Genomic DNA, 25,232 nt, shown 5'->3' with positions numbered 1-25,232 from the left:
GTACCGGGAAGGGCCCGACAACGGTGGGGGCCCCGCGCCGTGCAGGCGTGGGGAGTGCGTCCTGGGGGCACCTCCCAGCGGTAGCCGGGGGAATCGCGGGGCAGGCGGGAGCTTGGCGACAGGGCCTATCGGCCGTGTCGAGACCGGCCCCCGCGCGCCCGGCCGGCGTGGACGGGAGAAAATCGGCGCGTGGAACTGACTCTGCTCGGCACCGGAGCCCCCCGGGGGCTGCCGCGCCCCGGCTGCCCCTGTGCCGCCTGCGCCACCGCCGTCGGCGACGAGGCGCGGGCGGCCACCGCGCTGCTCATCGACGGGGCGCTGCTTCTGGACCTGACCCCGGGCCCCGCGTTCGCCGCCGCGCGCGCCGGGCATTCGCTGACCGCCGTACGGCAGGTGCTGCTCTCGCATCCGCACGACGGGCCCGCGATGGAGGTGCCCGCCGGGCTGCCGCAGCCGGGGCGGGTCGCGGACGGCCGGGAGCTGGCGCTGCTGGACGGGCACCGGGTGCGGGCCGTCGCCGTGGACGTACCGGGTACCGGTTACGAGGTCGGCGGCCCGGAGGGCGAGCGGCTGCTGTATCTGCCGCCGGGCGCAGCGCCGGCCGGGCTGGCGGAGGGCGAGGGCCGCGGGCGCGGCTCCGGCCCGTACGACATGGTTCTGCTGGACGTGCTGGGGCGGCCGGACGCGCTGGCGCGGTTGCGGGCGAGCGGGGCCGTGGACGCGGCGACCGATGTGCTGGGCGTCCATCTGGACCACGATGTACCGCCCGGCCCCGAGCTGCACCGCAGGCTGGCGGCGGCGGGCGCGCGCGCTGTACCGGACGGCACGTCGCTGCTGGTCGGCGAGTACCACGCGGTGCCCGACCTGCCGCGCCGCACGCTCGTGCTGGGCGGCGCGCGCAGCGGCAAGTCGGCGGAGGCCGAGCGGCGGCTGGCGGCGTTCCCGGACGTTCTGTACGTGGCCACCGGCGGCACCCGGGACGGGGACACCGAGTGGGCCGCGCGGGTCTCGGCCCACCGCGAGCGCCGCCCGGCTTCCTGGCGTACGACGGAGACCTGCGACCTGCTGCCGCTCCTCGAAGGCGGCGCCCGCCATGAGGAGCGCCCGGTCGGCAGCGCCGTACCGGACGCGCCGGACGACTCGCCGCTGCTCATCGACTGCCTCGCCCTGTGGCTGACGCACGCCATGGACGAGGTGGACGCGTGGGACGACGGGAAGTGGGCGGCGGGCGGCGAGCGGGAGCTGCGCGCGCGGGTGGACGAGCTGGTCGCGGCCGTACGCGGCACCCGGCGCCCGGTGGTGGCGGTGAGCAACGAGGTCGGCTCGGGGGTGGTCCCGGCCACCGCGTCCGGCCGCCGTTTCCGCGACGAACTGGGCCGGCTCAACGCGATGTTCGGCGCCGAGTGCGAACACGTCCTGCTGGTCGTCGCCGGTCAGGCGCTCGCGCTGCGCGGGTGACACGGCCCGCAGCCACCAGGCCGGTACTCGCGCCGACGCGGATGACCCAGCCCACACCCGCCGGACAGCCGCTCGCACCGCGCTGACGACACCGCGATCACCGGGCAGGTACTCGCACTGCGCGGTGACACAGCCCGCGACCCCCGCCGGCGCTTGCGCTGCGCGGATGACACGGCCCGTCCCATGCCCGTGTCCGCTTGCCCGCGCCCGCGGCGCCGGGTGGTCTTGTCCTGTGACCGATACGGAGGGCAGGGTGACCGGCGCGGGCGGCCCGCCGGTCCCCGCGGCCGGTCCGGTGACCGCCGCTGGCGCCCCGTGGCGCGCCGCCGCGGACGCCCCGGGGTGCCCCGTCTCGTACCGCTTCGACGCCGTCGTACGCGCCTACGTACACCGCCACCCGCTGGCCACGGTCGTCGCGCTCGGCGAGGGGCTGGGGACCGCCTTCTGGCGGCTGGACAACGGGCGGCTGCACTGGCTGAGCGTGGAGGCGCCGGAGACCGCGGCGGTCCGCCGGATGCTGCTGCCGGACGGGCCCCGGCGGCGGACGCTCGCCTGCCCGGTGACCGGTCCCGGCTGGCTGGACGCGGTCCGGGCGCCGGAGCGCGGGGTGGTGGTGACCGCACGCGGCCTGCTGATGTTCCTCCGTCCGCCCGAGGTACGGGCCCTGTTCGCGGCGTGCGCGGAGCGCTTCCCCGGCGGCGCGCTGGTCTTCGACGCGGTTCCCCGCTGGTGCGCGGGCCGTACGCCTCCCGCCGCGCCGCCGCTGCGCTGGGGCCTGAACGCCGCCGACCTCCCGAAGATCGCGGGCGCACATCCGAACGTCGTCGCCGTCCGCGAGGTGCCGCCGCCCGGCCGTGGGCCGCTCGCCGGGCGCCTGGCGCGGTGGCGGCAGTACGTACCGCTGCTGCACACGCCCGCCCGTACGGTCACCGAGATCCGCTTCGGCGCCCGCCGGACCGCCGCGGCCCGCTTGCCGGGAGGCGCCGCGGCCGACCCGGAGCGGCCCGCCGGGCACCGTTCCCGGTAATCTGCGCCGAATGAGCGCCCTGAACCTCGATGACTTCGCCCACCTGATCGAGCGCCCCGACGGCGGCGCGCGCCGTGACGCCGAGGAGCGCCGGGCGCGGCTGGCGCTGCGGCCGGGAGCCCTGGGCCGGCTGGACGAGATCGGCGAGTGGCTGGCCGCCACGCAGCAGCAGGTGCCGGTACGGCCCGTCGAGCGGCCGCGTGCGGTGCTGTTCGCGGGCGATCACGGCGTGGCGTCGCTGGACGTGTCGGGCCGCCCGGCCGGGAGCACCAAGGACCTCGTACGGGACGTGCTGGACGGGTCGAGCCCGGCGGCGATCCTGGCGCGCCGGGCCGGGGTGCCGGTGCGCGTCGTGGACGTGGCCGTGGACTGCGACCCGGCGGAGCTGCCGGAGGAGGTCACCCGGCACCGGGTGCGGCGCGGTTCGGGCCGTATCGACATCGAGAACGCGCTGACCGCCGAGGAGGCGGAGCAGGCGTTCCGGGCGGGCATGGCGGTCGCCGACGAGGAGGCGGACGCCGGTACGGACCTGGTCGCGCTGGGCGATCTGAGCGTGGGCGGCACCACCGCGGCCAGCACACTGATCGCCGCGCTGTGCGGCACCGACGCGTCGGTGGTCACCGGGCGCGGCGGCGCCGGCATCGACGACCTGGCCTGGATGCGCAAGTGCGCGGCGATCCGCGACGCGCTGCGCCGGGCCCGGCCGGTCCTCGGCGACCAGCTGGAGCTGCTGGCCGCCACCGGCGGCGCCGACCTGGCCGCGATCACCGGTTTCCTGCTGCAGAGCGCGGTCCGGCGCACCCCGGTGATCCTGGACGGGGTGGTCTCGGCGGCCTGCGCGCTGGTGGCGCAGCGGGTGGCGTTCCGGTCACCGGACTGGTGGCTGGCCGGGCAGATCAGCGGGGAGCCGGCGCAGGCGAAGGCGCTCGATCGGATCGCGCTCAACCCTCTGCTCGATCACGGCGTCACTGCTGGTGAGGGGACGGGGGCGCTGCTCGCCCTGCCACTGGTGCAGGCGGCCGCGGCCCTGGCGGCAGACCTGCCCGTACGCGACTGACCGGAGCCTGTCGGCACCGGCCCGCGCACCCGCGGGACGGCCGGATTCCAGCGGATCCGGGCGTCGGTGGCGCCCCCATATGATCAAGTTTCATGGGAGAAGTCCGCTTGAGCCCGGATGAGGACCGCACCAGCGGTCGGTGGTCACAGCGCGGCGCCGCGTACGCCGTGTGGTATCTGCGAGCCGTCACCTTCATCAATGTCCTCAGTGCCGTGTGGGTGTCGATCGGCAACGACATCCGCCGGCACAACGTCGACGAGTTCTTCACTCCCTATCTGCTGACCGCGGGCTTCGCCTCCGGCGTCTTCTCGCTGTTCTTCGCGGTGACGATGCGCCGCCGCAAGCGCGCCGCCTGGATACTGAACCTGGTCCTTTCCGGGCTGTTCCTGGTGCTGTTCGCGCTCGCGATGGTGGCGGCGCCGGAGTTCCGCCGGCACGGACAGAACTGGTTCTCCTTCGTGGTGACGCTGCTGTTCGTCGTCTCGCTGCTGGTGGGCCGCAAGGAGTTCTACGCCAAGGGCGACCGCTCCAACCCCAAGCTGGCCGCGGCCGTCGCGCTCGGCGGCCTGCTGGTCACCTCGCTGCTCGCGGCGTGCCTGGTCACCGTCGCCAACACCGCATCGAGCGGCCACTCGACGTTCCTGGAACGCTGGCGCTACGGCGTCATGCGGCTGGTCTCCATCGCCGCCGACGACTCCCGCTTCCCCGGCATCGCCACGCCGAACTGGGTCAACGTCGTCATCAACGTGATGAGCACGGTCCTGCTGCTGCTCGTGCTGTGGGCGGCCTTCCGTTCCGTACGGAGCACCGACCCGATCACCGCCGAGGACGAGGAGAAGCTGCGCGACCTGCTGGCGCGGCAGGGCGACCGGGACTCGCTGGGCTATTTCGCGCTGCGCCGCGACAAGAGCGTCATCTGGTCCCCCAGCGGCAAGGCCGCCGTCACCTACCGCGTCGTCGGCGGGGTCTCGCTCGCCTCCGCCGACCCGATCGGCGACCCCGAGGCGTGGCCCGGCGCCATCGACCTGTGGCTCGCCGAGGCCCGCGCGCACGGCTGGACGCCCGCGGTGATGGGCGCGAGCGAGGAGGGCGGCACGATCTACGCCCGGCACGGCCTGGACGCGCTGGAGCTGGGCGACGAGGCGATCGTGGACACGGAGGAGTTCACGCTGGAAGGGCGCGCGATGCGGACCGTCCGGCAGGCGTACAACCGCGTCAAGCGGGCCGGCTACACGGTCCGTATCCGCCGCCACGCGGACATCCCCGAGCCGGAGATGGAGCGGCTGCTGAAGCTGGCCGACGACTGGCGCGACGGCGAGACCGAGCGCGGCTTCTCCATGGCGCTGGGCCGGCTGGGCGACCCCGCCGACGGGCGCTGCGTGATGCTCGAATGCACCGACGCGGACGGCGAGCTGCGCGCGCTGCTCAGCTTCGTGCCGTGGGGCAAGCAGGGCCTGTCCCTCGACCTGATGCGGCGGGACCGGGACTCCGACAACGGGCTGATGGAGTTCATGGTCCTGGAGCTGATCCAGCGCGCGAAAGAGGTGGAGATCACTCAGGTCTCGCTGAACTTCGCGATGTTCCGCTCCGTCTTCGAACGCGGTGCGCGGCTCGGCGCGGGCCCGGTGCTGCGCCTGTGGCGCTCGCTGCTCAGTTTCTTCTCCCGGTGGTGGCAGATCGAATCGCTCTATCGCGCGAACGCGAAATACCGGCCCATCTGGGAACCCCGGTACATGCTCTTCGAAAAGAGCACCGACCTGCTGCGCATCGGCATCGCGAGCGCCCGCGCCGAGGGATTCCTCGAAGCGCCCGGCCTGCCGAAGTGGCTCAACCGCAAACACCTGGAGACCAAGAGATGAGCGAGCCGGTCCTGCGCCGCGCCGTGCGTGCCGAGTGGGGCCTGCTGTTCCGGACCCTGTGGTCCGGGTTGCGTACCAAGAAACTGGCGGCGATCCCGATGACGATCGCCGCCGTCCTGCTCACCTCCCTCTTCCAGATCGTCCAGAACCAGTCCTGGGGCTATCAGTTCGTCCAGAACATCGGCTCGGTCCAGGCCGACGAACATCTGTGGCTGGCGCTGCTGCGCACACCGCTGTCGCTGTTCGTGCCCGCCCTGGACCTGCCGGTGTGGGGCGCGCTGGCGCAGATCCTGCTCGTCTTCGGCATCTGCGAGATCTGCCTGGGCCGGGCCCGGACGCTGCTGATCGCGTACGCGGCCACGCTGGCCGGGACGATGTACGCGCGCATCGGCATCTGGCTCGGCCCCGACAACCCCATCGGCCTGCCGCCCACCGACGCGTTCGTCCACGACACCGGGCCCTCGGCGGCCGTGGTGGGCCTCGGGATCTTCGTGTGCTGGGTCTACCGGGCGTGGTTCACCTGCGCGCTGGTGGTGCTGTCGATGGTCTACGAGATCGTGTTCATCAAGAACAACCTGGCGGGCCGGGAGCACATCGCCGCCGTCGTGGTGCTGCTGGTGCTGTGCGGGGTCTGGGAGGTGCTGCACCGGCGCAAACCGCGCGGGACGCAGCGGGCCAGAGCCGGCGCCTGAACGGCTCCCGAAAGGTTTCGGCACCTTCAGGAATGCGGCACCTTCAGGAATGCGGCGCCTTCAGGAATGCGGCCCCTTCAGGAGTTCGGCGCCCCGCCGATGACGTGGTTGACCCGGCGGCGCAGCCCGTTCCAGCGCCGGTCGTGCCGGAAGGCGCGGACCTTCGCCTTGGCGCGGGCCTTGGGGCGCCGCCGGTAGAACCGCTTCGCCCAGGGTGAGTTCGGCCGCGCCAGCCGCACCGCCCCGAACAGCGCGACGAACGGTACGAACACCCCGATCACCGCCAGCCTCCCCTTCCCCTTGAAGAGCGCCACCAGCGCGAACAGGAAGTTGATGCCGACGGTCCGCACCACCCGGAACCGGTTGTGGAACTCCTCGGGGTCCAGCTCGTTCACCCCGAACGGCAGCGCGCCGCCCAGGATCAGCGCCACCAGCGCGGCCGTGACGATCACGATCTCCACGCTCTTGGTGCCCTGCTCGCTCCAGTACACGTCGTCCAGGTGCAGGATCAGCGCGAACTCGTCCAGCACCAGCCCGACGCCCATCCCGAACAGCACCGCCGCTATCCCGGCCCCGTACCCGTGGCGCCCGCCGGCCAGCGCGGTGAACCCGCCGATGACCATCAGCACCACACCGGGCACGACGTGGTGGATGTGCAGGCCCCCCGGCGAGATGTTGCGGAAGGGGCCCTTCCCGGCCCGGATCAGCCGGGTGATCACCCGGGTCACGGCGAACGTCAGCACGAAGGAGACGAGCGCGAGCAGCAGGGGGAGCTTCCCCGGCTCGATGATGTTGCGGAACCACCAGTGACCCATGCCACGCACTCCCCGTTTGTCGCGTATAGGGGCAATTTACGCCGTACGGTCCGCGGCGGCCGGGTTAGCCTGCCGCGGTGAACGACGCCGCCACCTCCTCCGGCCCCCCGCCTTCCCCCACCCTCGGGGACGCCATGCGTTTCGCCTTCGGCACGCTGACCGTGCTGCCGGTACGGCTGCGCCGCTGGGACCGGGCGGCGGCACGCGGCGGCATGCTGTGCGCACCGGTCGCGGGCCTGGTGATCGGCCTGGCGGCAGCGGCCCTCGGCACCCTGCTCACCCTCCTCGGCAGCGGCCCCCTCCTCGCCGCCGTCGCCACGGCCGCCGTCCCCGCCGCCCTCACCCGCGGCCTGCACCTCGACGGACTCGCCGACACCGCCGACGGCCTGGGCAGCGGCAAGCCCGCCGACGACGCGCTGCGCATCATGAAGCAGTCCGACATCGGCCCGTTCGGCGTCATCACGCTGCTGTTCACGCTGCTGGCCCAGGTGGCCGCCCTGTCCCACCTCTACGAACAGAGCTGGACCCACGGCGCGGCAGCCGCCACCCTCTCCGCCGTCACCGCCCGCTGCGCCCTCACCCTCACCGCCCGCAAGGGCGTCCCGGCAGCCCGCCCCGAGGGCCTGGGGGCAGCGGTGGCCGGCACGGTACCGCTGCGCTGGGCGGCAGCAGCGGCGACACTGGTAACCGCCCTCGCCGCAGCCACCGGCGCCCTCCACGGCCCGCACGAAGCCCTCCACGCGACCCTGGCCACCCTCCTCGCCCTCGCCACAGGAGAAGCGACCCTACGCCGCTGCCGCCACCGCTTCGGCGGCATCACCGGCGACGTCTTCGGCGCGATCGCGGAGGTGACGGGGGTGGTTGTTCTGGTGGTGCTGGCGGTGGGGTAGTGCCGGGACCAGGCCCACCTACGCCTAAGTTGCCCCCGTGGCGCACGACAACCAACCCCAGCGCATGTCCGACACCGAGCTGGAGCAGTTTCGCGAGCTCCTGCGGCGCTACTGCGCGCAGGAGCTCGACCAGTGGGAGGCGTGGCGGTTGGAGACGCCGTACGGTCCCGTATACGTCACTTTGAGCCGGGCGCTACCGGAGGGGACGGACGGGAGTGCGTACCGGCCTCTCTAGATGCTCCGCCTCCCACGGCCTCAGCAGCTCTCCCGCCAAGCGTCCAAATGCAGCCGCTTCTGCATGGAGCTGAGTCCCAGGCGCTTGGAGGTGCGGCAGAAGCGGGAGGCCGGGAGTTCGTATTCGACGTGGAAGACGGCCTTGTCGGCCTTGATGAAGGGGGTCATGGCCGCGCACTCGTCGTACTCGGCGCACTGCTCGTTGACGGCGAAGTCGAAGTCGCCGACGAGCTGGGGGATCTGGTCGAGGTCGTTCTTGAGGCCGACGGACATGCCGCGGTCGTGGGCCAGTTTGGCGATCATGCGGTTGAAGGCGAGCTGGTCGTCGGCGGTCAGGTCGAAGCCGGTCTTGTTCTTGTAGCCGTCGACGTTGTCCGGCTCGACGGCGTCGAAGCCCTTGTCGCGGCACATGTCGAAACGCTTCGCCATCAGGGGACGCAGCACGTCCAGGCGGCGGATGTCGAGCCAGCGCTCGCCCTTCCAGCCGTTCTCCTCGCCGATGACGTTCTTGGGGAAGCGGCGCGCGTCCGGGCGGAAGTCCTCGTAGGCGCCGACGCTGATGTAGCAGATGGCCTTGCGGCCGCGCTTGTGGAGGTCGGCGACCGTGGCGGCCTTGTGGTTGAAGCCGTCGATGTCGTAGACGGGCGCGTCGACGGACAGGTCGAGCTTTCCGGTCAGCTGCCACTGCCAGTCGGTGCCGGGCTCGGGGCGCCAGATGGGCTTGTGCGTACCCGTGCCGCCGCCGGGGCTGCTCGGGCTTGCGGTGCCGGGGCTCGCGCCGTGGCTGGGCTTGCCGTCCGGGCCGTCCGGTATCTGGGAGCAGGCGGTGGTGACCAGCAGGAGCGAGCCGAGGAGGAGCAGCAGTCTCTTGCGGAAGCGCGGGGACGTCATCGGGGGGTCTCCAGGAAGGGGGGAAGGGCGTCCCAGGGGTGCGGCGCAGTGCCGGGGACGGCGCAGTGCACGGCGGCCCCGCGCTGCCGGGCCAGCTCGGCGGCGGCCTCCGCGCAGGTCTCGGGGAGGCCGTGGATGAGGTGGCAGAACCGTTCGGGCGGGTGGTGGGCGGTCCACTCCGGGATCTCGGCGTTCTCGTACGCCGCCCAGCTGTTCTCGAAGGTGACCAGGAGGTCGGCGAAGTCGAGGTAGCGGGGGTGCGGGTGGAGACCGTGGTTGAGGACGACGGTGCCGGCCCCGGCGGCGCGCGCGGCAACCGTCAGCCGGCTGTAGTGCGCGAGGAGACCGGCGTCGGCGGCGGCCTGGTCGAAGAACGCGCCGTCGGCCCCGTACCAGTCGCGGTGCCGCAGCAGGTCCTGGGCGACGGCCGCGTGCGGACGGCGCCCGTAGTCGGTGTCGGTGTAGCCGAGGATGCGTACGCCCGCCTCCCGTAACCGCCGGGCCACCTCGGCGAAGTCCCGGTCGGGGGCGGTGCCGGGGCCGCTGGCCGGGTTGAGCACCACGCCGTAGAGGTCGGGCGCCGCCTCGATGAGCCGCCGCCAGGCGTCCGGGCGCTCGGCCGGGTGCTCGTAGAGGGGGACCAGCAGCTGGCGGGAGGGCGGACGGGGCTGTCGCGAGGACGGCCGGGTCATGGTTCGTGGGCTCCTGTCGGAAATGGGGCGAGATGCTGAGGATACGAGTACCGGCCACGGCACGCGGATCCGGCGTCGGTTACCGGCCAGGGGCGGGGCCCGGGCCGGGGCACCTGCCCATCGGGCCGCGGTGCGCGGGACCGGCGCCGGATTCCGGCCAGGGGCGGGGCCCGGACCGAGGCACCCGCCCGTCGGGCCGCGGTGCGCGGACCCGGCGGGGGGCGGGACCGTACGGGAGCGCCCGTCCGTCGGCCACGGCGCGCGGAACCAGCGAGGGGCCGTCCGTATGGGAGCGCCCCTCCGTCGGACCACGGCGCGCGGAACCAGCGAGGGGCCGTCCGTATGGGAGCGCCCCTCCGTCGGGCCACGGCACGCGGATCCGGCCCCGGTTACCGGCCGGGGACGAAGCCCCGGACGGGACCGCCCGCCCGTCGGTCCGCGATGCGGGGACCGGGCACCGTACCGGACGTGCGGGCGCGCCGTACGAGCGTCGAGCGGCTGTCGCCTCCTCAGCGATGAGCCGTGGCCCTCCCCAGCAGCACCGAGACCAGCCCGCCCAGGACGAGCGCGGCCACCCCGCAGACGATCAGCTGCGCGACGGCCGGAGACAGTGGCCCGGCCACCAGGAGAACCGTTTGAGCGATCGCGGCCAGGCCGCACACCGCCGCCGCGACCGGCACCGCTCCGAACGCCTGGAGCAGCAGCGCCGTCCACAGCACCGTGCCCAGGCACAACAGCCCCAGCGCGTGCGCCCAGTCCATCGGCGGTCCCTGCCGCCACACCGCGCTCCCGACGCCGCCGAGCAGCGCCAGGACCGCGAGGTAGCAGGCCAGGCAGCGGGCCAGCGCGCCGGAGGTGGCGCGCCAGAACGCGGCGAAGGTGGTGCTGGCGCGCAGCCCGGCCACCGCCCGGCTGCGGTAGCGGTACAGCAGCCATTCGGCCGGGCCCATGCTGAGCGTGAGGGCCACCGCAGCGGGCGCCGCGACCTCGGCGTGCGCCCCGTACCGCAGGACGTCGCCGAGCGCCGTGTGCAGCACCAGGACGCCGATGGCCAGGCCGAAGAGCCCGTACGGCACGGAGGCCACCGCGCGCGGCGCGGGCCCGTCGTGCCGGGGCTCGCTGCGGCAGCGCCACACGGTGACGGCGGCCAGCGCGAGAGCCGCGCCGAGCGACAGCACGAGCAGCCCTTCGCGTACGGGGTCCGGCGGCACGTACACCGCCATCAGCGCGGCGCCGAGCCCGACCGGGGCCAGCGCGCACAGCAGCCACCGTTCCTGCCCGAAGACGAGCAGCGCGGTCGCGGCGCCGAGGTAGACCGCCTGGCCGGCGGCGAAGGCCACCGCGCCGGGGGCGTCCGCGTCGGCGACGCCGACCGCCCAGGCGACGCCCGCCCCGAACAGCGCGCCCAGCGGCGCGCCGACGGCCAGCGAGCGGGCGGCGGGCCACCGTTCGCCCAGGCCCAGCCAGGAGTACGCGCGGTGGGCGAGCGCCTGGTTCCAGACCCAGCCGGCCAGGGCGCCCGCCAGCAGCGGGAGGGTGCCGGCGGGCAGCCCGCGGGAGTCCGGCGGCCCGGACAGCAGGTGGGAGCCGACGACGTAGGCGAGGCCGGGCAGGGCGAAGACCAGGGCGCGCAGCAGGCAGCCGAGCAGGCTGACCCGCCAGGGGTCGGTGAGGACGCGGTCCGGCTCCGGGTAGCGGCGCGGCACGCGCTCGTACAGTTCCTCGGCGAGGGCGAAGGAGTTCTCGCGCCCGTAGGTGAGCTTGATCTGGTCGTCGCTCATGCCGTCGGACTCGATGATCGCGGCGATCTCGTCGGGGTGGACGGCGGCGGCGATCAGATCGCCCATGCGGCCGGCGAGTTCGTCGACCGGGTCGGGCGCGGCCCACTGCGGGCGCTGCGGACGCGGCACGTCCGGCAGGTCGTCCGTACGGTCCTTGCCCTCCCCCGGTACGAGCCAAAGGGGTCCGCTCACCAGCCGCCCCCGTCAGCGGCGAGCGGGGCGCGCCACGGGCCGCGCAGCTGGAGGGTCCACTCCTCCCGGGATTCCTGCGTCTCCTGCGCCTGCCGGTCCGCGCCGTCGAGTTCGCGGTAGATGGTGCGGAAGCCGTCGACCGAGCGGCGCAGCGTGAACTGGTCGATCACCCGCTGCCGGGCCCGGCTGCCGAGTTCGGCGCGCTTCTCCCAGCCGCCCTTGAGGAGTTCGAGGGTGGCCTTGGCCATGGCCTCCGGTTCCCGGGGCGGTACGACGAGTCCGGTGTCACCGACCGCCTCGCGTACCCCGCCGACATCGGTCGAGACCGTCGAACGGCCGCAGGACATGGCCTCTATCAGGCTGAACGGGAAGCCCTCGGAGATGCTGGAGAGCATGACGATGCTGCCGGCGGCGTAGGCGCGGGCCACGTCGTCGATGCGCCCCTCCCAGCTGAGCCCGTCGGTCACACCGAGCGAGGCGGCCAGCTTCTCGCAGCGGGTCTTGTACGCCTCGCCGCCGGCCGGCACCCCGCCGAACAGCCGCAGCCGCAGGTTGGGTACCTCGGCGCGGCACAGCGCGTAGGCGCGGATGAGGGTTTCCAGGTCCTTGATCGGGTCGATCCGCCCGGCCCAGCTCAGCGTCGGGTCGTCCGGCTCCTGTTCGGCGTGCGGGAAGAGCTGCACATCGACGCCGTTGTAGACGGTCCGTATCTTCTCGGGCGGGGTGCCGCCGCGCTCCTCCCAGCGGGTGTTGTACTTGTTGCACGGCGTGACCAGGTCGGCGGCCCGGTAGCTCTCGATCGTCAGCTGCCGGTAGAAGCCGAGCATCAGGGCCTTGACGGGCCAGCGCTGCGCGTCGCGGCGGTAGCCGAGGTAACGTTCCCGCAAGTAGATGCCGTGCTCGGTGAGCAGGAACGGCACCTCGTCGAACTCCTTGGCGGCGAGCGCGGGCAGGCAGGCCAGCCCGTTGCTGACCGCGTGCGCGACGCTGTCCCGCGGTATCCGTACGGCCAGCGGGCGCAGCGCGTGCTCCAGCAGGTCGGTGGCGGTCAGCGCGTCGTGGACGGTGGGTTCGGCGGCGCGGGTGGCGACGTGCGGCAGGGTCCAGATCCACATCAGGGAACGCAGCGCCGTCTCGGTGCGCAGCGCGGCACTGAGCCGCCCCTCGCGGGCGAGCGCGGCCAGCGCGTACAGCTCGGTGCCGAAGTCGGTGCAGGACTGCGGGTCGAGCATGGAGAGCAGGAAGCGCTCGTAGGTGTCGACGAAGCGACGCCGTTCGCGCCCCCGGAGCCCGGCGGTCCGGCGGCCCGGCTGCGGGCCCCACATCGGCACGGAGGACTGCGCGTAGACGTTGGCGGGCAGGTCCCAGGTCACCGGTTCCCGGCCGCTGCCGGTCAGCGCGATGACGTTGAAGCGGACTTCCGGCATGCCCCGTACGAGCTGGTCGCACCAGGTGGAGACGCCACCGTGGACGTGCGGATAGGTGCCCTCGGTCAGCATGGTGACATGCCGGCCGGGCTGTGGCGCGTCGTCCGGCCGCGGACTTCGGCTGCCGACCTCGTACAGGGTTGCGTTCATGGCAAATCCCCCCCGGGAACATAGGTGCTGGGTGGAGCGGTGTGGGGCGCGCGGGCGCGGGTGTTGCGGGCACCGTGCGGGCGCGGTGGTGCGGCCGGCGGCCGTGCCGGCCAGGTGCGGCGTGCGGGCGCGGACTGCGGGGACGTATGCGGGCACGCCGGTGCGGCGAGCGGGTGCCGGTGTGCGGGCACGCCCGAGGGGCACCGGTACGGACGCGTCCGTACCCACGCGTCCGTGCCGGTGCCTGAAGACGGGTGCGCCCTGCTGCACCGGTGCGTCGGTACGGGCGCGATGAGTCTGTGCGGTGGAAGCTGTGCGGTGTCGTTGGTGCGGGGTGGTGCGGTGCTGCGGGTACGGCCGCGTGCGGGCTGCGGTGCGGGCGCGCGCCGCGCGTGGCCGTGGTGCGATGTCATGGGGTGGTGCTGTGTGTGTACGTGCGGGCCGGGTGATCGCCGCGGTGCGGGTACGCGACGGCCGGCCGCCCGGTCCGGGCCCGCCGGGCCCGGCAAGCGGGCCTGGCGGTGCCGGGAACGCGTCAGGCGGTCGTCGGAAGCTTGAGCGTGATGGCCGCTCCGGGCGACTGCGCTGTGGCCCACTCCGATACCCGTCCGGCATAGCGAGTGCCGAAATCCACGGTCCCATTCGGGAGTTGTGTTCTGGTTCCGTCGGGCATCGTAGCCGCAGCGGCCACCCCGGCCGGCGACGTGATGGTGACAGTGTCGCCAATTCTGTATGCCGTCACCGAACCGGCGTCCAGGGCCTTCTGCCAGGCCGCACGCTGCTGCATCTCGCGTCCGATGTCCCGGTGGCGCTGGTTGACGACCGGCGTGTCGGCGGCGAAGAACCCGCGATAGTCGGCCAGAACTTTGTCCAGAACCGGATAGGCGATCCGGTCCTCGGCGAGGTTCGACTGGTGGATGTAGTGCGGGCGCGGGTCGTTGGCCAGAGCATGCCCGAGAGCGGTGCGCGCCTCCAGCGGGACGATGTACGAGGTGTAGCCGGTGGAGGTCGGCAGGGGCGCGGGCAGACAGGTGGAGTTGGGGTCGGTCTCGCAGATCCCGCTGCCGCCGTCGGCCTTGCTGGTGTAGATCCAGTTGTACTCGTCGGTCTCCTCGGCCGCCGTCGCCGCGTTGTAGAACACGTTCATCGGGTAGCGCGGCACGGTCAGCGCCGGGCCGGCCTGCCGCTGCGCGGATTCCCGCGAGTTGTCGCTGGCGAGCCACTTGACGCCGGTGGCGGTGAGCGCCGGGGCGAGGTTGGGGTTGTCCTGCGGCTGCTGCGGCGTGGACTTCAGGCCGGAGTGCTCGCCGGTGACCAGCTCCGAGGCGTCCACGTCCAGGCCCTTGGCCACACCCCAGGCGTGGTTCTTCTCGATCTCCGCGGTGATCTCGCTGCGGCTGACCCACCGGGTCTGGCCGAACCAGTCCTTGGCGCAGCGCCAGGGCACGGTCGAGGTGTCCTGCACACAGCCCAGGAAGGGGTGGGTGTAGGTGTGGTTGACCCAGCGGTACGCGGACTTGTCGGCCAGCAGCCGGTCGGCCAGCGCGTCCACGCCGCCGTGTTCCGCCTTCCACTCCTCGCCGGAGCCCGCGTTGTAGACCAGGTCGAGCTGGTAGCCGCGGTCGCGCTGCCACTGGGCGGCGTACGCGGCGTCCGCCTCGGTCATCCGGATCTGCGCGGTGTCCGGCACACCCGGCGGGCAGTCGAAGTCCCCGGGGGTGCAGTTGTTCTTGGTGTCCCAGCGGGAGTCCGGCGCGAAGATGTCGTCGACCTGTACGGAGAAGTAGTTGCGGCTCTGGCCCAGGTGGACGCCCTGCGTCAGCCAGTCCACGATGCCCCGGGCGAGCAGCCGGAACTGCTGCTGGTAACGATTCTGCGCGAAGGTGACGACCAGTTCCCTGCGGCCGTCGTGGGCGTACTCGCCGATCAGCGAGCCGCGCGCCGGGCCGCCCGGCACGGCCGCGTCCAGGTACGTCGTGAACGTGGCGCCCGCGGGCGGGTTGGCGACCGGCTGGGCGATGTAGCCGTACGACTCGGAGACCTTCGGGTCGGCGTCCTCGAAGGGCACCGCGCCCTTGAGGTAGCCGAAGGGCCCGGTCTTGCCCGCGTCGGTGGTACGGGTGGCGAAGCCGTCCAGCACACCGGCGTAACCGCCCTCGTCGGGCGTGCGCAGGCCGACGTCGGGCCGCGCGTAGGTGTAGGCGTCCACCTGCGGGATCTTGTACGTGGTCTCGTACGTCTTCAGGGCCGCCAGCTCCGGCGAGTCGGCACTGCCGAAGGGGTTGTCGTTCGACATCACCACGCCCTGGAACTTGGCGCGCGGCCGGCCGTCCACGGTGTCGCTGAGGAACGCCTCGTTGATCACCGGCCGGCCGGAGGCCGACAGGTTGACGGTCGTGTACGGGATGCCCTGGCTGCGCAGTTCGCTCGCGATGGCGTCGGTGGTGTCACCGCCGTCGGTGATCACCAGCACCCGCAGGTCGATACGGGGCACCACGTCGGCGGCGGCCGGCGCCGCCTGCGCGGGCGTGGTCGCCACCGCCAGCGGCAAGGCCGTGACGAACGCCGTGGCGAGCGCCGTGAGAATCCTGGCCGGTCTGATGGACGACTTGCTGTTGCTGCCCATGGGCACAGTCCCTTCCCCCCGGAAGTCCCCCTGCTTCCGGAAGCACACCGGGCAGGCTCGTGCTCATCATGCGAAGGTTCGCGGGCCTGTATCCCACAGTCACCACGACTGTGACGCACGTCTCATTCGTCGCACGGGAATTGACGGCGGAACCCGGCACGCCGGACCGGCCATGTTTCCCGTGAAACCGGCAACTTCCCGGCTGGTGAGGCGCGTTGGGGCCAGCGGTGCGGGTGGTGAAGATGTGACAGGACGGCCGATACGGCATCAAGCGGTTACGGGCGGCGGGCCCAAGCGTAGGCTCGGCCGCAGCAGCGCCCTGGGCGCGAACGGATTCCCGGACGGAACAGGACTTTCATCACCGTGACTGCACTGACCCTCAGCACATCCTCCGCCGCGACGTTGCGTGCGGACGCCGTCGTCGTCGGCCTGGCCAAGGGCGCCAAGGGCGCCGTGCTGGCCCCCGGCGCCGAGGCCGTGGACAAGGCGTTCGACGGCAAGCTCGCCGCCGTACTGGAGACCCTCGGCGCGAGCGGCGCCGAGGGCGAGGTGACCAAGCTGCCCGCCGCCTCCGGTCTGAAGGCCGCGGTCGTGCTGGCGGTCGGTCTGGGCAAGGCCCCGGCCGAGGACGCGGACTACGACGCCGAGGCGCTGCGCCGCGCCGCCGGCTCCGCCGCCCGCGCCCTGGCCGGCAGCAAGAAGGCCGCGTTCGCGCTGCCCGCGGAGGACGCCGAGGCCGTCGCGGCGATCGGCGAGGGCGCGCTGCTCGGCGCGTACGCCTTCAGCGCGTACCGCAGCAACGGCGACGCGAAGGCCGCCCGCGGCGCCAAGAAGGCCGACGACAAGTCGGCGCCGCTCGCCGAGGTGGCGATCCTCGGCGGCAAGCCGCGCGACAAGGCCCACAAGGCCGCCGTCGAGCGGGCCCAGACGCTGGCCGCCGAGGTCAACCGCGCCCGCGACCTGATCAACACCCCCTCCAACGACCTCACCCCGAAGTCCTTCGCCGCGCAGGCCCAGGCCGCCGCGAAGGAGTTCGGCCTCAAGGTCGAGGTGCTGGACGAGCGGGCCCTGAAGAAGGGCGGCTACGGCGGCCTGATGGGCGTCGGCCAGGGCTCGGAGAACCCGCCGCGCCTGGTGCGGATCGGCTACACCCACGCGAAGGCCGAAAAGACCCTGGCGCTCGTCGGCAAGGGCATCACCTACGACTCGGGCGGCATCTCCCTGAAGCCGGCCGGCCACAACGAGACCATGAAGTGCGACATGAGCGGCGCCGCCGCGGTGTTCGCCGCGGTCGTGGCCGCCGCCCGGCTGGGCCTGCGGGTCAACGTCACCGGCTGGCTGGCGCTGGCCGAGAACATGCCGTCCGGCGCCGCGCTGCGCCCCGGCGACGTGCTGACCATGTACAGCGGCAAGACCGTCGAGGTGCTGAACACCGACGCCGAGGGCCGGCTCGTGCTGGCCGACGCGCTCACCCGCGCCTCCGAGGAGCAGCCGGACGCGATCGTGGACGTCGCCACGCTGACCGGCGCCATGGTGCTGGCGCTGGGCAACCGCACCTTCGGGATCATGGCCAACGACGACGCCTTCCGGGCGAGCCTCCACGAGATCGCGGAGGAGGCCGGCGAGCCGTCCTGGCCGATGCCGATGCCGTCCGAGCTGCGCAAGGGCCTGGACTCCCCGATCGCCGACCTGAAGAACGTCGGTGAGCGGGCCGGCGGCGGCCTGCTGGCCGGTGTCTTCCTCCAGGAGTTCGTCGGCGAGGGCATCCCGTGGGCACACCTGGACATCGCCGGTCCGGCCTTCCACGAGAGCGCGCCGTTCGGCTACACCCCCAAGGGCGGCACCGGCTCCGCGGTCCGCACCCTGGTGGGCCTGGCCGAGCGCACCGCCGAGGGCGATCTCGGCTGACCCGTACGGGTTGCTCCCGATGTGACGGTACGGCCCCGGGTACGGCACCCGGGGCCGTACGCGCGTGTACGCCGGTCGCCACCGCGGCCGTGCGCCGCGTGTTCGCCCTCGACGAAATTCGTACACGTCTACGCCGGAGTAACCGCCAGCGCAACCCCCGGGAACGGCCATCGTGCCGCCCCGCAGCCCGGCCCGCCGTCCCGCCCGCGTTCAACAAGTGCGAAGATGGGTTCTTGGCAGGACAGGGCCCCCCTTACTCAGGGCCGATCCAAGAAGCGGCCGATCAACAGCCGCCGCCCGGTCACCGACGACCGGCTCCGGCGTACCCATGCATGGAGGACGTGACGTGGCGAACGACGCCAGCACCGTTTTCGACCTAGTGATCCTCGGAGGCGGTAGCGGCGGTTACGCCGCTGCCCTGCGCGGGGCGCAGCTGGGCCTGGACGTCGCCCTGATCGAGAAGAACAAGCTCGGCGGCACCTGCCTGCACAACGGCTGCATCCCCACCAAGGCCCTGCTGCACGCCGGCGAGATCGCGGACCAGGCTCGCGAGGCCGCGCAGTTCGGTGTCAAGGCCTCCTTCGAGGGCATCGACATCGAGGGCGTCCACAAGTACAAGGACGAGGTCATCTCGGGCCTGTACAAGGGTCTGCAGGGCCTGGTCGCCTCGCGCAAGGTCACCTACATCGAGGGTGAGGGCCGGCTGTCCTCCCCGACCTCCGTCGACGTCAACGGCCAGCGCGTCCAGGGCCGCCACATCCTGCTGGCGACCGGCTCCGTGCCGAAGTCCCTGCCGGGCCTGAACATCGACGGCGACCGGATCATCTCCTCGGACCACGCGCTGAAGCTGGACCGCGTGCCGAAGTCCGCGATCGTGCTGGGCGGCGGCGTCATCGGCGTCGAGTTCGCCTCCGCGTGGAAGTCCTTCGGCACCGACGTGACCATCGTCGAGGGCCTCAAGCACCTCGTCCCGGTCGAGGACGAGAACAGCTCCAAGCTGCTGGAGCGGGCCTTCCGCAAGCGCGGCATCAAGTTCAACCTCGGCACCTTCTTCGACAAGGCCGAGTACACCCAGGACGGCGTCAAGGTCACACTGGCCGACGGCAAGTCCTTCGAGGCCGAGGTGCTGCTGGTCGCCATCGGCCGCGGCCCGGTCTCCCAGGGCCTGGGCTACGAGGAGGCCGGGGTCGCCATGGACCGCGGCTACGTCCTGGTCGACGAGTACATGCAGACCAACGTGCCGACCATCTCGGCCGTCGGTGACCTCGTCCCCACCCTCCAGCTCGCGCACGTCGGCTTCGCCGAGGGCATCCTGGTGGCGGAGCGACTGGCCGGTCTGAAGACCGTGCCGATCGACTACGACGGCGTGCCGCGCGTGACGTACTGCCACCCCGAGGTCGCCTCGGTGGGCATCACCGAGGCCAAGGCCAAGGAGCTGTACGGTGCCGACAAGGTCGTGGCTCTGAAGTACAACCTCGCGGGCAACGGCAAGAGCAAGATCCTCAAGACCGCGGGCGAGATCAAGCTCGTCCAGGTCAAGGACGGTGCCGTGGTCGGCGTCCACATGGTCGGTGACCGCATGGGCGAGCAGGTCGGCGAGGCCCAGCTGGTCTACAACTGGGAGGCCCTGCCGGCCGAGGTTGCGCAGCTCATCCACGCGCACCCGACGCAGAACGAGGCGCTCGGCGAGGCCCACCTGGCCCTGGCCGGCAAGCCTCTGCACTCCCACGACTGATCCCGGTCCGGGCGCGACCACATCCGCACTTTCTGTAAGGAGCAAGAGAAACCATGGCGGTTTCCGTAACCCTTCCGGCGCTCGGCGAGAGCGTCACCGAGGGCACCGTCACCCGCTGGCTCAAGGCCGAGGGTGAGCGCGTAGAGGCCGACGAGCCCCTGCTGGAGGTGTCGACCGACAAGGTCGACACCGAGATCCCCGCCCCCGCCGCCGGCGTGCTGGCCTCCATCAAGGTGGCCGAGGACGAGACCGTCGAGGTCGGCGCCGAGCTGGCGATCATCGACGACGGCAGCGGCGCGCCCGCGGCCGAGTCCGCCCCGGCGCAGGCCGAGGCCCCGGCCGCCCAGCCCGAGCCCGCCGCGGCTCCGGCCCAGGAGGCCCCCGCCCAGGAAGCCCCGAAGCAGGAGGCCCCCGCGGCCCCGGCCGGCGGCGCCCAGGGCTCCGGTGCAAGCACCGGCTCCACCGGAGCCTCCGGCACTGATGTTCTGCTCCCCGCGCTCGGCGAGAGCGTCACCGAGGGCACCGTCACCCGCTGGCTCAAGGAGGTCGGCGAGGAGGTGGCCGAGGACGAGCCGCTGCTGGAGGTCTCCACCGACAAGGTCGACACCGAGATCCCCGCCCCCACCGCCGGCACCCTGCTGGAGATCCTGGTGGGCGAGGACGAGACCGCCGAGGTCGGCGCCAAGCTGGCCGTCATCGGTCAGAAGGGTGCGGCTCCGGCGCAGGCCGAGGCCCCCGCGGCTCCGGCTCCCGCCCAGGAGGCCCCGAAGCAGGAGGCTCCCAAGCAGGAAGCCCCCAAGCAGGAGGCTCCGGCTCCGGCCCCGGCCCCCCAGGCGCCCACCACCCCGGCCCCGCAGGCCGTGACCACCCCGGCTCCGGACCCGGTTCCGGCCGCCCCCGCGCCGGCTCCGGCCGCCGCCCCCGTCACCCCGGCCCCGGCCGCGGGTGAGGCGGACGCCGCGTACGTCACCCCCCTGGTCCGCAAGCTGGCCCAGGAGAACGGCGTCAACCTGGCCACGGTCAAGGGCACCGGCGTCGGTGGCCGTATCCGCAAGCAGGACGTCATCGCCGCCGCCGAGGCCGCCAAGCAGGCCGCTCCGGCTGCCGCCGCTGCCCCGGCCGCTTCGGGCACCAAGGCCCCGGCCATCGAGGCGTCGCCGCTGCGCGGTCAGACCGTCAAGATGCCGCGGATGCGCAAGGTCATCGGCGACAACATGATGAAGGCGCTGCACGGCCAGGCGCAGCTGACCTCCGTGGTCGAGGTGGACATCACCAAGATCATGCGGATGCGCAACAAGGCCAAGGACGCCTTCGCGCAGCGTGAGGGCGTCAAGCTCTCCCCGATGCCGTTCTTCGTCAAGGCCGCTGTCCAGGCGCTGAAGGCCCACCCGGTCGTCAACGCCCGGATCAACGAGGACGAGGGCACGATCACCTACTTCGACACCGAGAACATCGGTATCGCGGTGGACGCGGAGAAGGGCCTGATGACCCCGGTCATCAAGGGTGCGGGCGACCTGAACATCGCCGGCATCGCCCGCAAGACCGCGGAGCTGGCCGGCAAGGTCCGCACCAACAAGATCAGCCCGGACGACATGTCGGGCGCGACCTTCACGATCAGCAACACCGGCTCGCGCGGTGCGCTGTTCGACACGGTCATCGTGCCGCCGAACCAGGTCGGCATCCTGGGCATCGGCGCCACCGTCAAGCGCCCGGTGGTCGTCGACCACCCGGAGCTGGGCGAGACCATCGCCGTGCGCCACATGACCTACCTGGCGCTCTCCTACGACCACCGCCTGGTGGACGGTGCCGACGCGGCCCGTTACCTGACGACGGTCAAGCAGATCCTGGAGGCCGGCGAGTTCGAGACCGAGATCGGTCTCTGAGCACGGCAGCCACCCCGTAGGTGTGCAGGGTCGGCCCCGGTTCGTACAAGTTCGTACGAGCCGGGGCCGACCCGTTTTCGTTCCACGGATAATGGCCCTCCCGTGGTGGCCCCGTACCGCCCGTCGGCCCGGGGACCCGGCCGCCACCTGCCGCACGCTCTGAAGGAGCACGTCATGACCCCGCCCGTCGTCCATTCGCTCCGCGAGCAGATCCGCGAGCACATCCTGGAGGGGATCGTCAGCGGGCGCTGGCAGCCCGGCGAGCGGATCGTGGAACGGCGGATCGCGGTCGAGCTGGCGGTCAGCCAGACGCCCGTACGCGAAGCCCTGCGCGAGCTGGAGTCGCTCCAGCTGATCGAGTCGGCCCCGAACAAGGGCGTACGCGTACGGAATCTGACCGCCGACGACCTCAAGGAGAGCTATCCGGTACGGGCCGGGCTGGAGCAGGTGGCCGCGGAGCTGGCCGCCGGGCGGCTGGCCGAGGACACCGCGGCGCTGGACCGGGAGGTGGCGGCGCTGTGCGAGGCGGACCGGCACGGCGACGGCGAGGCGCAGGTGCGGCACACGGTCGCCTTTCACCGGGAGATCGTGCGGGCGGCCCGTAACGCCGTCCTGCTGCACACCTGGGAGTCGCTGGGCGTCGAGGTGTGGACCACGCTCTCCATCCGCTGGTTCAGCCCCGAGCCGCGCTCGCACGCCCGGGACCACCAGGAGATCGTGGACGCGTTCCGGCGGCGCGACCCGCGGATCGGCGAGCTGCTGAAGACCCATGTGCTGAGCTGCGCGCCACGGGTCTGACGAGTCAGGTCCCCAGGCGCACGCGCCGGGTCTGATGAGTCGGATTCTCAGGCTCACGCCCCGGGTCCGATGAGTCAGGTCCTCAGGCACACGCCCCAGGACTGACGACTCAGGCCCCAGGCACACGCCCCGGGTCTGACGACTCAGGCCCACAGGCACCCGCACCGCAACTGACGACTCAGGCACCAGGCACCCGCCACGGGCCCGAATCCGCAGGTCCGCAGCCGTATCGCCTTCGATTCGGAGCCGCAGGCGACCTGGCACCCCGTGCCTAAAAGGCTGGCACCCCGTGCCGACCTGCGGTTTTTCCTTCAACTTGCGTTGATCGATCATCGATCAGAGGCGTATCGTCGTTCCTGGGGCGCGACACCCCTGCCTGCCAAGCACTCATCGCACCTCCCTCCTTCGTCCGGAAAGGGGCCACCCATGCCCGATCCCGTGCGCATGCCGTACAGCCAGCTCGACCAGGTCCCGGACCGCGACCCGGAGGAGACGGCCGAGTGGCGCGAGTCCCTGGACGCCGTCACGAAGGCGGCCGGTGAGCACCGCGCCGCCTACCTGATGCGCCGTGCCGTGGAGCACACCGGTGCCCCGGGCCTCGCGCCGCTGGAGACCGACTACGTCAACACCATCCCGACCGCCGCCGAGCCCGAGTTCCCGGGCGACGAGGCGATGGAGGCCCGGATCACGGCGTGGAACCGCTGGAACGCGGCTGCCATGGTCACCCGCGGCTCCCGCCTCGGCCTCGGCGGCCACATCGCCACCTTCGCCTCGGCGGCCTGGCTCTACGAGACCGGCTTCCAGCACTTCTTCCGCGGTAAAGAGGCCGACGGAAGCGGCGACCAGCTCTACATCCAGGGCCACGCCTCCCCCGGCATCTACGCCCGCGCCTTCCTCGAAGGCCGCCTCACCGAGGACCAGCTCGACCGCTTCCGCCAGGAGGCGGCCGGCGACGGCCTGCCCTCGTACCCGCACCCGCGGCGCCTGCCCTGGCTGTGGGAGTTCCCCACCGTCTCCATGGGCCTCGGCCCGCTCTCCGCGATCTACCAGGCGCGCTTCAACCGCTACCTGGAGCACCGCGGCATCAAGGACACCTCGAACTCCCACGTATGGGCGTTCCTCGGTGACGGCGAGATGGACGAGCCCGAGTCGACGGCCGCACTGGCGCTGGCCGGCCGCGAGGGCCTGGACAACCTGACCTTCGTCATCAACTGCAACCTGCAGCGCCTGGACGGCCCGGTCCGCCCCAACTACAAGATCGTGCAGGAGCTGGAGGCCCAGTTCCGCGCGGCGGGCTGGAACGTCATCAAGTCCCTGTGGGGCCGGGCGTGGGACGAGGTCTTCGCACAGGACACCGACGGCGCCCTGCTGCGCCGCCTGCGCGAGACCCCGGACGCGCAGTTCCAGACGTACGCCACCCGCGACGCCGCCTACCTGCGCGAGCACTTCTTCGGCGCGGACCCGTCGCTCGGCCGTATCGCCCAGGGCCTGTCCGACGCCAAGCTGCTGGAGCTGTTCCAGACCTCCCGCGCGGGCCACGAGCCGCGCAAGGTGTACGCCGCGTACAAGGCCGCCGTCGAGCACAAGGGCGCGCCCACCGTCATCCTGGCGCAGACCGTCAAGGGCTACACCCTCGGCGAGGGCTTCGAGTCCCGTAACGCCAACCACCAGATGAAGAAGCTCACCGGCGAGCAGTTCCGCACCATGCGCGACCTCCTGGAGCTGCCGATCCCGGACAGCGCCCTGGACGCCGACGTCGTGCCGTACGCCCACCCCGGCGCCAACTCGCCCGAGATGGAGTACCTGCGCGAGCGCCGCGCCGCCCTCGGCGGCCCGGCCCCCGCCCGCAAGGTCGTCGCCAAGCCGCTGCCGATGCCCGCCGACAAGGCGTTCGACGCGCTGAAGAAGGGCTCCGGCTCGCAGGAGATCGCCACCACCATGGCGTTCGTCCGCCTGGTCAAGGACCTGATGCGGGACAAGGAGACCGGCAAGCGCTGGGTGCCGGTCGTGCCCGACGAGGCCCGTACCTTCGGCATGGAGTCGCTGTTCCCGTCCGCCGGGCTCTACTCCCCCGTCGGCCAGACCTACGACCCGGTCGACCGCGACCAGCTCCTGTACTACAAGGAAGCCAAGGACGGCCAGATCCTCAACGAGGGCATCACGGAGGCCGGTTCGCTGGCCGACTTCACCGCGGCGGCGACCTCGTACGCCACCCACGGCGAGCCGATGATCCCGTTCTACATCTTCTACTCGATGTTCGGCTGGCAGCGCACCGCCGACCAGTTCTGGGCGCTCGCCGACCAGCTGGGCCGCGGCTTCGTCATCGGTGCCACGGCCGGCCGTACGACGATGACCGGCGAGGGCCTCCAGCACGCGGACGGCCACTCGCACCTGATCGCCTCCACCAACCCGGCGGCGCTCTCCTACGACCCGGCGTTCGCGTACGAGGTCGCGGTGATCGTCAAGGAGGGCCTGCGCCGGATGTACGGTCCGGACGCGGAGGACATCTTCTACTACCTGACGGTCTACAACGAGACCAAGGTGCAGCCCGCCATGCCGGAGGGCGTCGAGGAGGGCATCCTCAAGGGCCTCTACCGCTTCAAGGAGGCCGGGCCCGCCGCCGCGGACGCGCCGCGCCTCCAGCTGCTGGCCTCCGGCACCGCCATCCACTGGATCCTGGAGGCCCAGGAGATCCTGGCCCGCGACTGGGGCGTGGCGGCGGACGTCTGGTCGGCGCCGTCCTGGACGGAGCTGCGCCGCGACGCCCTGGAGTGCGACGCCGCGCGTCTGGAGGGCGAGGACCGTATCCCGTACGTGACCCGCGCGCTGGCCGGTGTCCCCGGCCCGGTCGTGGCGGTCAGCGACTGGATGCGTGCCGTGCCCGACCAGATCGCCCCGTGGGTCGAGCAGGACTGGACCTCCATCGGCACCGACGGCTTCGGCCTCTCCGACACCCGCGAGGCCGCCCGCCGTCACTTCGGCGTCGACGCCCAGTCGGTGGTCGTGCAGGCCCTGGCCGCGCTGTCCCGCCGCGGTGACGTGAAGGCGGAGACGGTCAAGGAGGCCAAGGAGCGGTACGGGCTGTAAGCCCTGTGAGACGCGGCGGGCGGTTCGTCC

18 protein-coding genes are annotated in these 25,232 nt (G+C 72.5%); 12 read left to right on the top strand and 6 right to left on the bottom strand.

Features of this window, described 5'->3' with window-relative positions; all coding sequences use genetic code 11:
• Positions 1-189: 189 nt before the first annotated feature.
• The 5 genes from CP984_RS29965 (at position 190) to CP984_RS41545 (ending at position 6,093) form a co-directional block, all read left to right on the top strand.
• The gene (locus tag CP984_RS29965) at positions 190-1,458 is read left to right on the top strand and encodes a bifunctional adenosylcobinamide kinase/adenosylcobinamide-phosphate guanylyltransferase (protein ID WP_003982378.1); all 1,269 of its coding nucleotides are present in this window, start codon (positions 190-192) and stop codon (positions 1,456-1,458) included.
• 232 nt (positions 1,459-1,690) lie between these two features.
• The gene (locus CP984_RS41550; RefSeq protein WP_176564557.1) at positions 1,691-2,485 is read left to right on the top strand and encodes a class I SAM-dependent methyltransferase; all 795 of its coding nucleotides are present in this window, start codon (positions 1,691-1,693) and stop codon (positions 2,483-2,485) included.
• A gap of 10 nt (positions 2,486-2,495) precedes the next feature.
• The gene (gene cobT, locus CP984_RS29955; RefSeq protein WP_003982376.1) at positions 2,496-3,542 is read left to right on the top strand and encodes a nicotinate-nucleotide--dimethylbenzimidazole phosphoribosyltransferase; all 1,047 of its coding nucleotides are present in this window, start codon (positions 2,496-2,498) and stop codon (positions 3,540-3,542) included.
• A 92-nt stretch (positions 3,543-3,634) separates the two neighbouring features.
• Entirely contained in the window at positions 3,635-5,401 is a 1,767-nt protein-coding gene (locus tag CP984_RS29950) for a phosphatidylglycerol lysyltransferase domain-containing protein (RefSeq protein WP_030180215.1), read from the top strand.
• Positions 5,398-6,093 carry a hypothetical protein gene (locus CP984_RS41545; protein WP_003982374.1) on the top strand — a complete coding sequence of 232 codons (696 nt, stop codon included), beginning with the start codon at positions 5,398-5,400 and terminating at the stop codon, positions 6,091-6,093. The genes CP984_RS29950 and CP984_RS41545 overlap by 4 nt, the downstream gene beginning before the upstream one ends.
• Positions 6,094-6,170: 77 nt before the next feature.
• Here the strand turns inward: CP984_RS41545 and CP984_RS29940 are convergent, their stop codons facing one another.
• Positions 6,171-6,908 carry a hypothetical protein gene (locus tag CP984_RS29940; protein ID WP_003982373.1) on the bottom strand — a complete coding sequence of 246 codons (738 nt, stop codon included), beginning with the start codon at positions 6,906-6,908 and terminating at the stop codon, positions 6,171-6,173.
• Positions 6,909-7,042: 134 nt separating this feature from the next.
• Between CP984_RS29940 and CP984_RS29935 the strand changes: the two genes are divergently transcribed.
• Both CP984_RS29935 and CP984_RS29930 read left to right on the top strand, forming a co-directional pair.
• Entirely contained in the window at positions 7,043-7,798 is a 756-nt protein-coding gene (locus CP984_RS29935; protein ID WP_043977799.1) for an adenosylcobinamide-GDP ribazoletransferase, read from the top strand.
• A 37-nt stretch (positions 7,799-7,835) separates the two neighbouring features.
• Complete coding sequence (locus tag CP984_RS29930) at positions 7,836-8,033, top strand: hypothetical protein (protein WP_003982371.1); 198 nt, start codon at positions 7,836-7,838, stop codon at positions 8,031-8,033.
• A gap of 20 nt (positions 8,034-8,053) precedes the next feature.
• Here CP984_RS29930 and CP984_RS29925 read toward each other — a convergent pair whose 3' ends face one another.
• From CP984_RS29925 to CP984_RS29905, 5 genes are all read right to left on the bottom strand, one after another.
• Entirely contained in the window at positions 8,054-8,923 is an 870-nt protein-coding gene (locus tag CP984_RS29925; protein ID WP_003982370.1) for an endo alpha-1,4 polygalactosaminidase, read from the bottom strand.
• The gene (locus tag CP984_RS29920; RefSeq protein ID WP_003982369.1) at positions 8,920-9,615 is read right to left on the bottom strand and encodes a spherulation-specific family 4 protein; all 696 of its coding nucleotides are present in this window, start codon (positions 9,613-9,615) and stop codon (positions 8,920-8,922) included. The genes CP984_RS29925 and CP984_RS29920 overlap by 4 nt, the downstream gene beginning before the upstream one ends.
• Positions 9,616-10,124: 509 nt before the next feature.
• The gene (locus tag CP984_RS29915; protein ID WP_030180221.1) at positions 10,125-11,588 is read right to left on the bottom strand and encodes a hypothetical protein; all 1,464 of its coding nucleotides are present in this window, start codon (positions 11,586-11,588) and stop codon (positions 10,125-10,127) included.
• Entirely contained in the window at positions 11,585-13,165 is a 1,581-nt protein-coding gene (pelF, locus tag CP984_RS29910) for a GT4 family glycosyltransferase PelF (protein ID WP_003987430.1), read from the bottom strand. The genes CP984_RS29915 and pelF overlap by 4 nt, the downstream gene beginning before the upstream one ends.
• Positions 13,166-13,700: 535 nt before the next feature.
• Positions 13,701-15,791 carry a hypothetical protein gene (locus CP984_RS29905; RefSeq protein ID WP_003987031.1) on the bottom strand — a complete coding sequence of 697 codons (2,091 nt, stop codon included), beginning with the start codon at positions 15,789-15,791 and terminating at the stop codon, positions 13,701-13,703.
• A 363-nt stretch (positions 15,792-16,154) separates the two neighbouring features.
• Between CP984_RS29905 and CP984_RS29900 the strand changes: the two genes are divergently transcribed.
• From CP984_RS29900 to aceE, 5 genes are all read left to right on the top strand, one after another.
• Complete coding sequence (locus CP984_RS29900; RefSeq protein WP_003987033.1) at positions 16,155-17,699, top strand: leucyl aminopeptidase; 1,545 nt, start codon at positions 16,155-16,157, stop codon at positions 17,697-17,699.
• Between the two features lie 346 nt (positions 17,700-18,045).
• Positions 18,046-19,434 carry a dihydrolipoyl dehydrogenase gene (gene lpdA, locus CP984_RS29895; RefSeq protein WP_003987034.1) on the top strand — a complete coding sequence of 463 codons (1,389 nt, stop codon included), beginning with the start codon at positions 18,046-18,048 and terminating at the stop codon, positions 19,432-19,434.
• Between the two features lie 53 nt (positions 19,435-19,487).
• A complete protein-coding gene (sucB, locus tag CP984_RS29890; RefSeq protein WP_030180224.1) occupies positions 19,488-21,317 on the top strand; it encodes a 2-oxoglutarate dehydrogenase, E2 component, dihydrolipoamide succinyltransferase in 1,830 nt (609 codons plus the stop codon).
• Positions 21,318-21,491: 174 nt separating this feature from the next.
• Positions 21,492-22,115, top strand: a complete 624-nt coding sequence (locus tag CP984_RS29885) for a GntR family transcriptional regulator (protein WP_003983448.1) — start codon at positions 21,492-21,494, stop codon at positions 22,113-22,115.
• Positions 22,116-22,541: 426 nt separating this feature from the next.
• Positions 22,542-25,202, top strand: coding sequence for a pyruvate dehydrogenase (acetyl-transferring), homodimeric type (aceE, locus tag CP984_RS29880; RefSeq protein ID WP_003983447.1), 2,661 nt, complete (start codon positions 22,542-22,544; stop codon positions 25,200-25,202).
• Positions 25,203-25,232: the final 30 nt, after the last annotated feature.

The organism is Streptomyces rimosus (assembly GCF_008704655.1).
In the GTDB taxonomy this organism is placed as follows: domain Bacteria; phylum Actinomycetota; class Actinomycetes; order Streptomycetales; family Streptomycetaceae; genus Streptomyces; species Streptomyces rimosus.
Note: the sequence above shows the minus strand (reverse complement) of the source record. Positions and strands in the feature narration are given on the sequence as shown.

Excerpts from the sequence above, each read along its gene's own strand:
- CP984_RS41545 (WP_003982374.1), top strand. The coding sequence starts at position 5,398 with ATGAGCGAGCCGGTCCTGCGCCGCGCCGTGCGTGCCGAGTGGGGCCTG.
- cobT (WP_003982376.1), top strand. The coding sequence starts at position 2,496 with ATGAGCGCCCTGAACCTCGATGACTTCGCCCACCTGATCGAGCGCCCC.
- CP984_RS29885 (WP_003983448.1), top strand. The coding sequence starts at position 21,492 with ATGACCCCGCCCGTCGTCCATTCGCTCCGCGAGCAGATCCGCGAGCAC.
- CP984_RS29920 (WP_003982369.1), bottom strand. The coding sequence starts at position 9,615 with ATGACCCGGCCGTCCTCGCGACAGCCCCGTCCGCCCTCCCGCCAGCTG.
- CP984_RS29950 (WP_030180215.1), top strand. The coding sequence starts at position 3,635 with ATGGGAGAAGTCCGCTTGAGCCCGGATGAGGACCGCACCAGCGGTCGG.
- pelF (WP_003987430.1), bottom strand. The coding sequence starts at position 13,165 with ATGAACGCAACCCTGTACGAGGTCGGCAGCCGAAGTCCGCGGCCGGAC.
- CP984_RS29935 (WP_043977799.1), top strand. The coding sequence starts at position 7,043 with ATGCGTTTCGCCTTCGGCACGCTGACCGTGCTGCCGGTACGGCTGCGC.
- aceE (WP_003983447.1), top strand. The coding sequence starts at position 22,542 with ATGCCCGATCCCGTGCGCATGCCGTACAGCCAGCTCGACCAGGTCCCG.
- CP984_RS29940 (WP_003982373.1), bottom strand. The coding sequence starts at position 6,908 with ATGGGTCACTGGTGGTTCCGCAACATCATCGAGCCGGGGAAGCTCCCC.
- CP984_RS29925 (WP_003982370.1), bottom strand. The coding sequence starts at position 8,923 with ATGACGTCCCCGCGCTTCCGCAAGAGACTGCTGCTCCTCCTCGGCTCG.
- CP984_RS29905 (WP_003987031.1), bottom strand. The coding sequence starts at position 15,791 with ATGGGCAGCAACAGCAAGTCGTCCATCAGACCGGCCAGGATTCTCACG.
- sucB (WP_030180224.1), top strand. The coding sequence starts at position 19,488 with ATGGCGGTTTCCGTAACCCTTCCGGCGCTCGGCGAGAGCGTCACCGAG.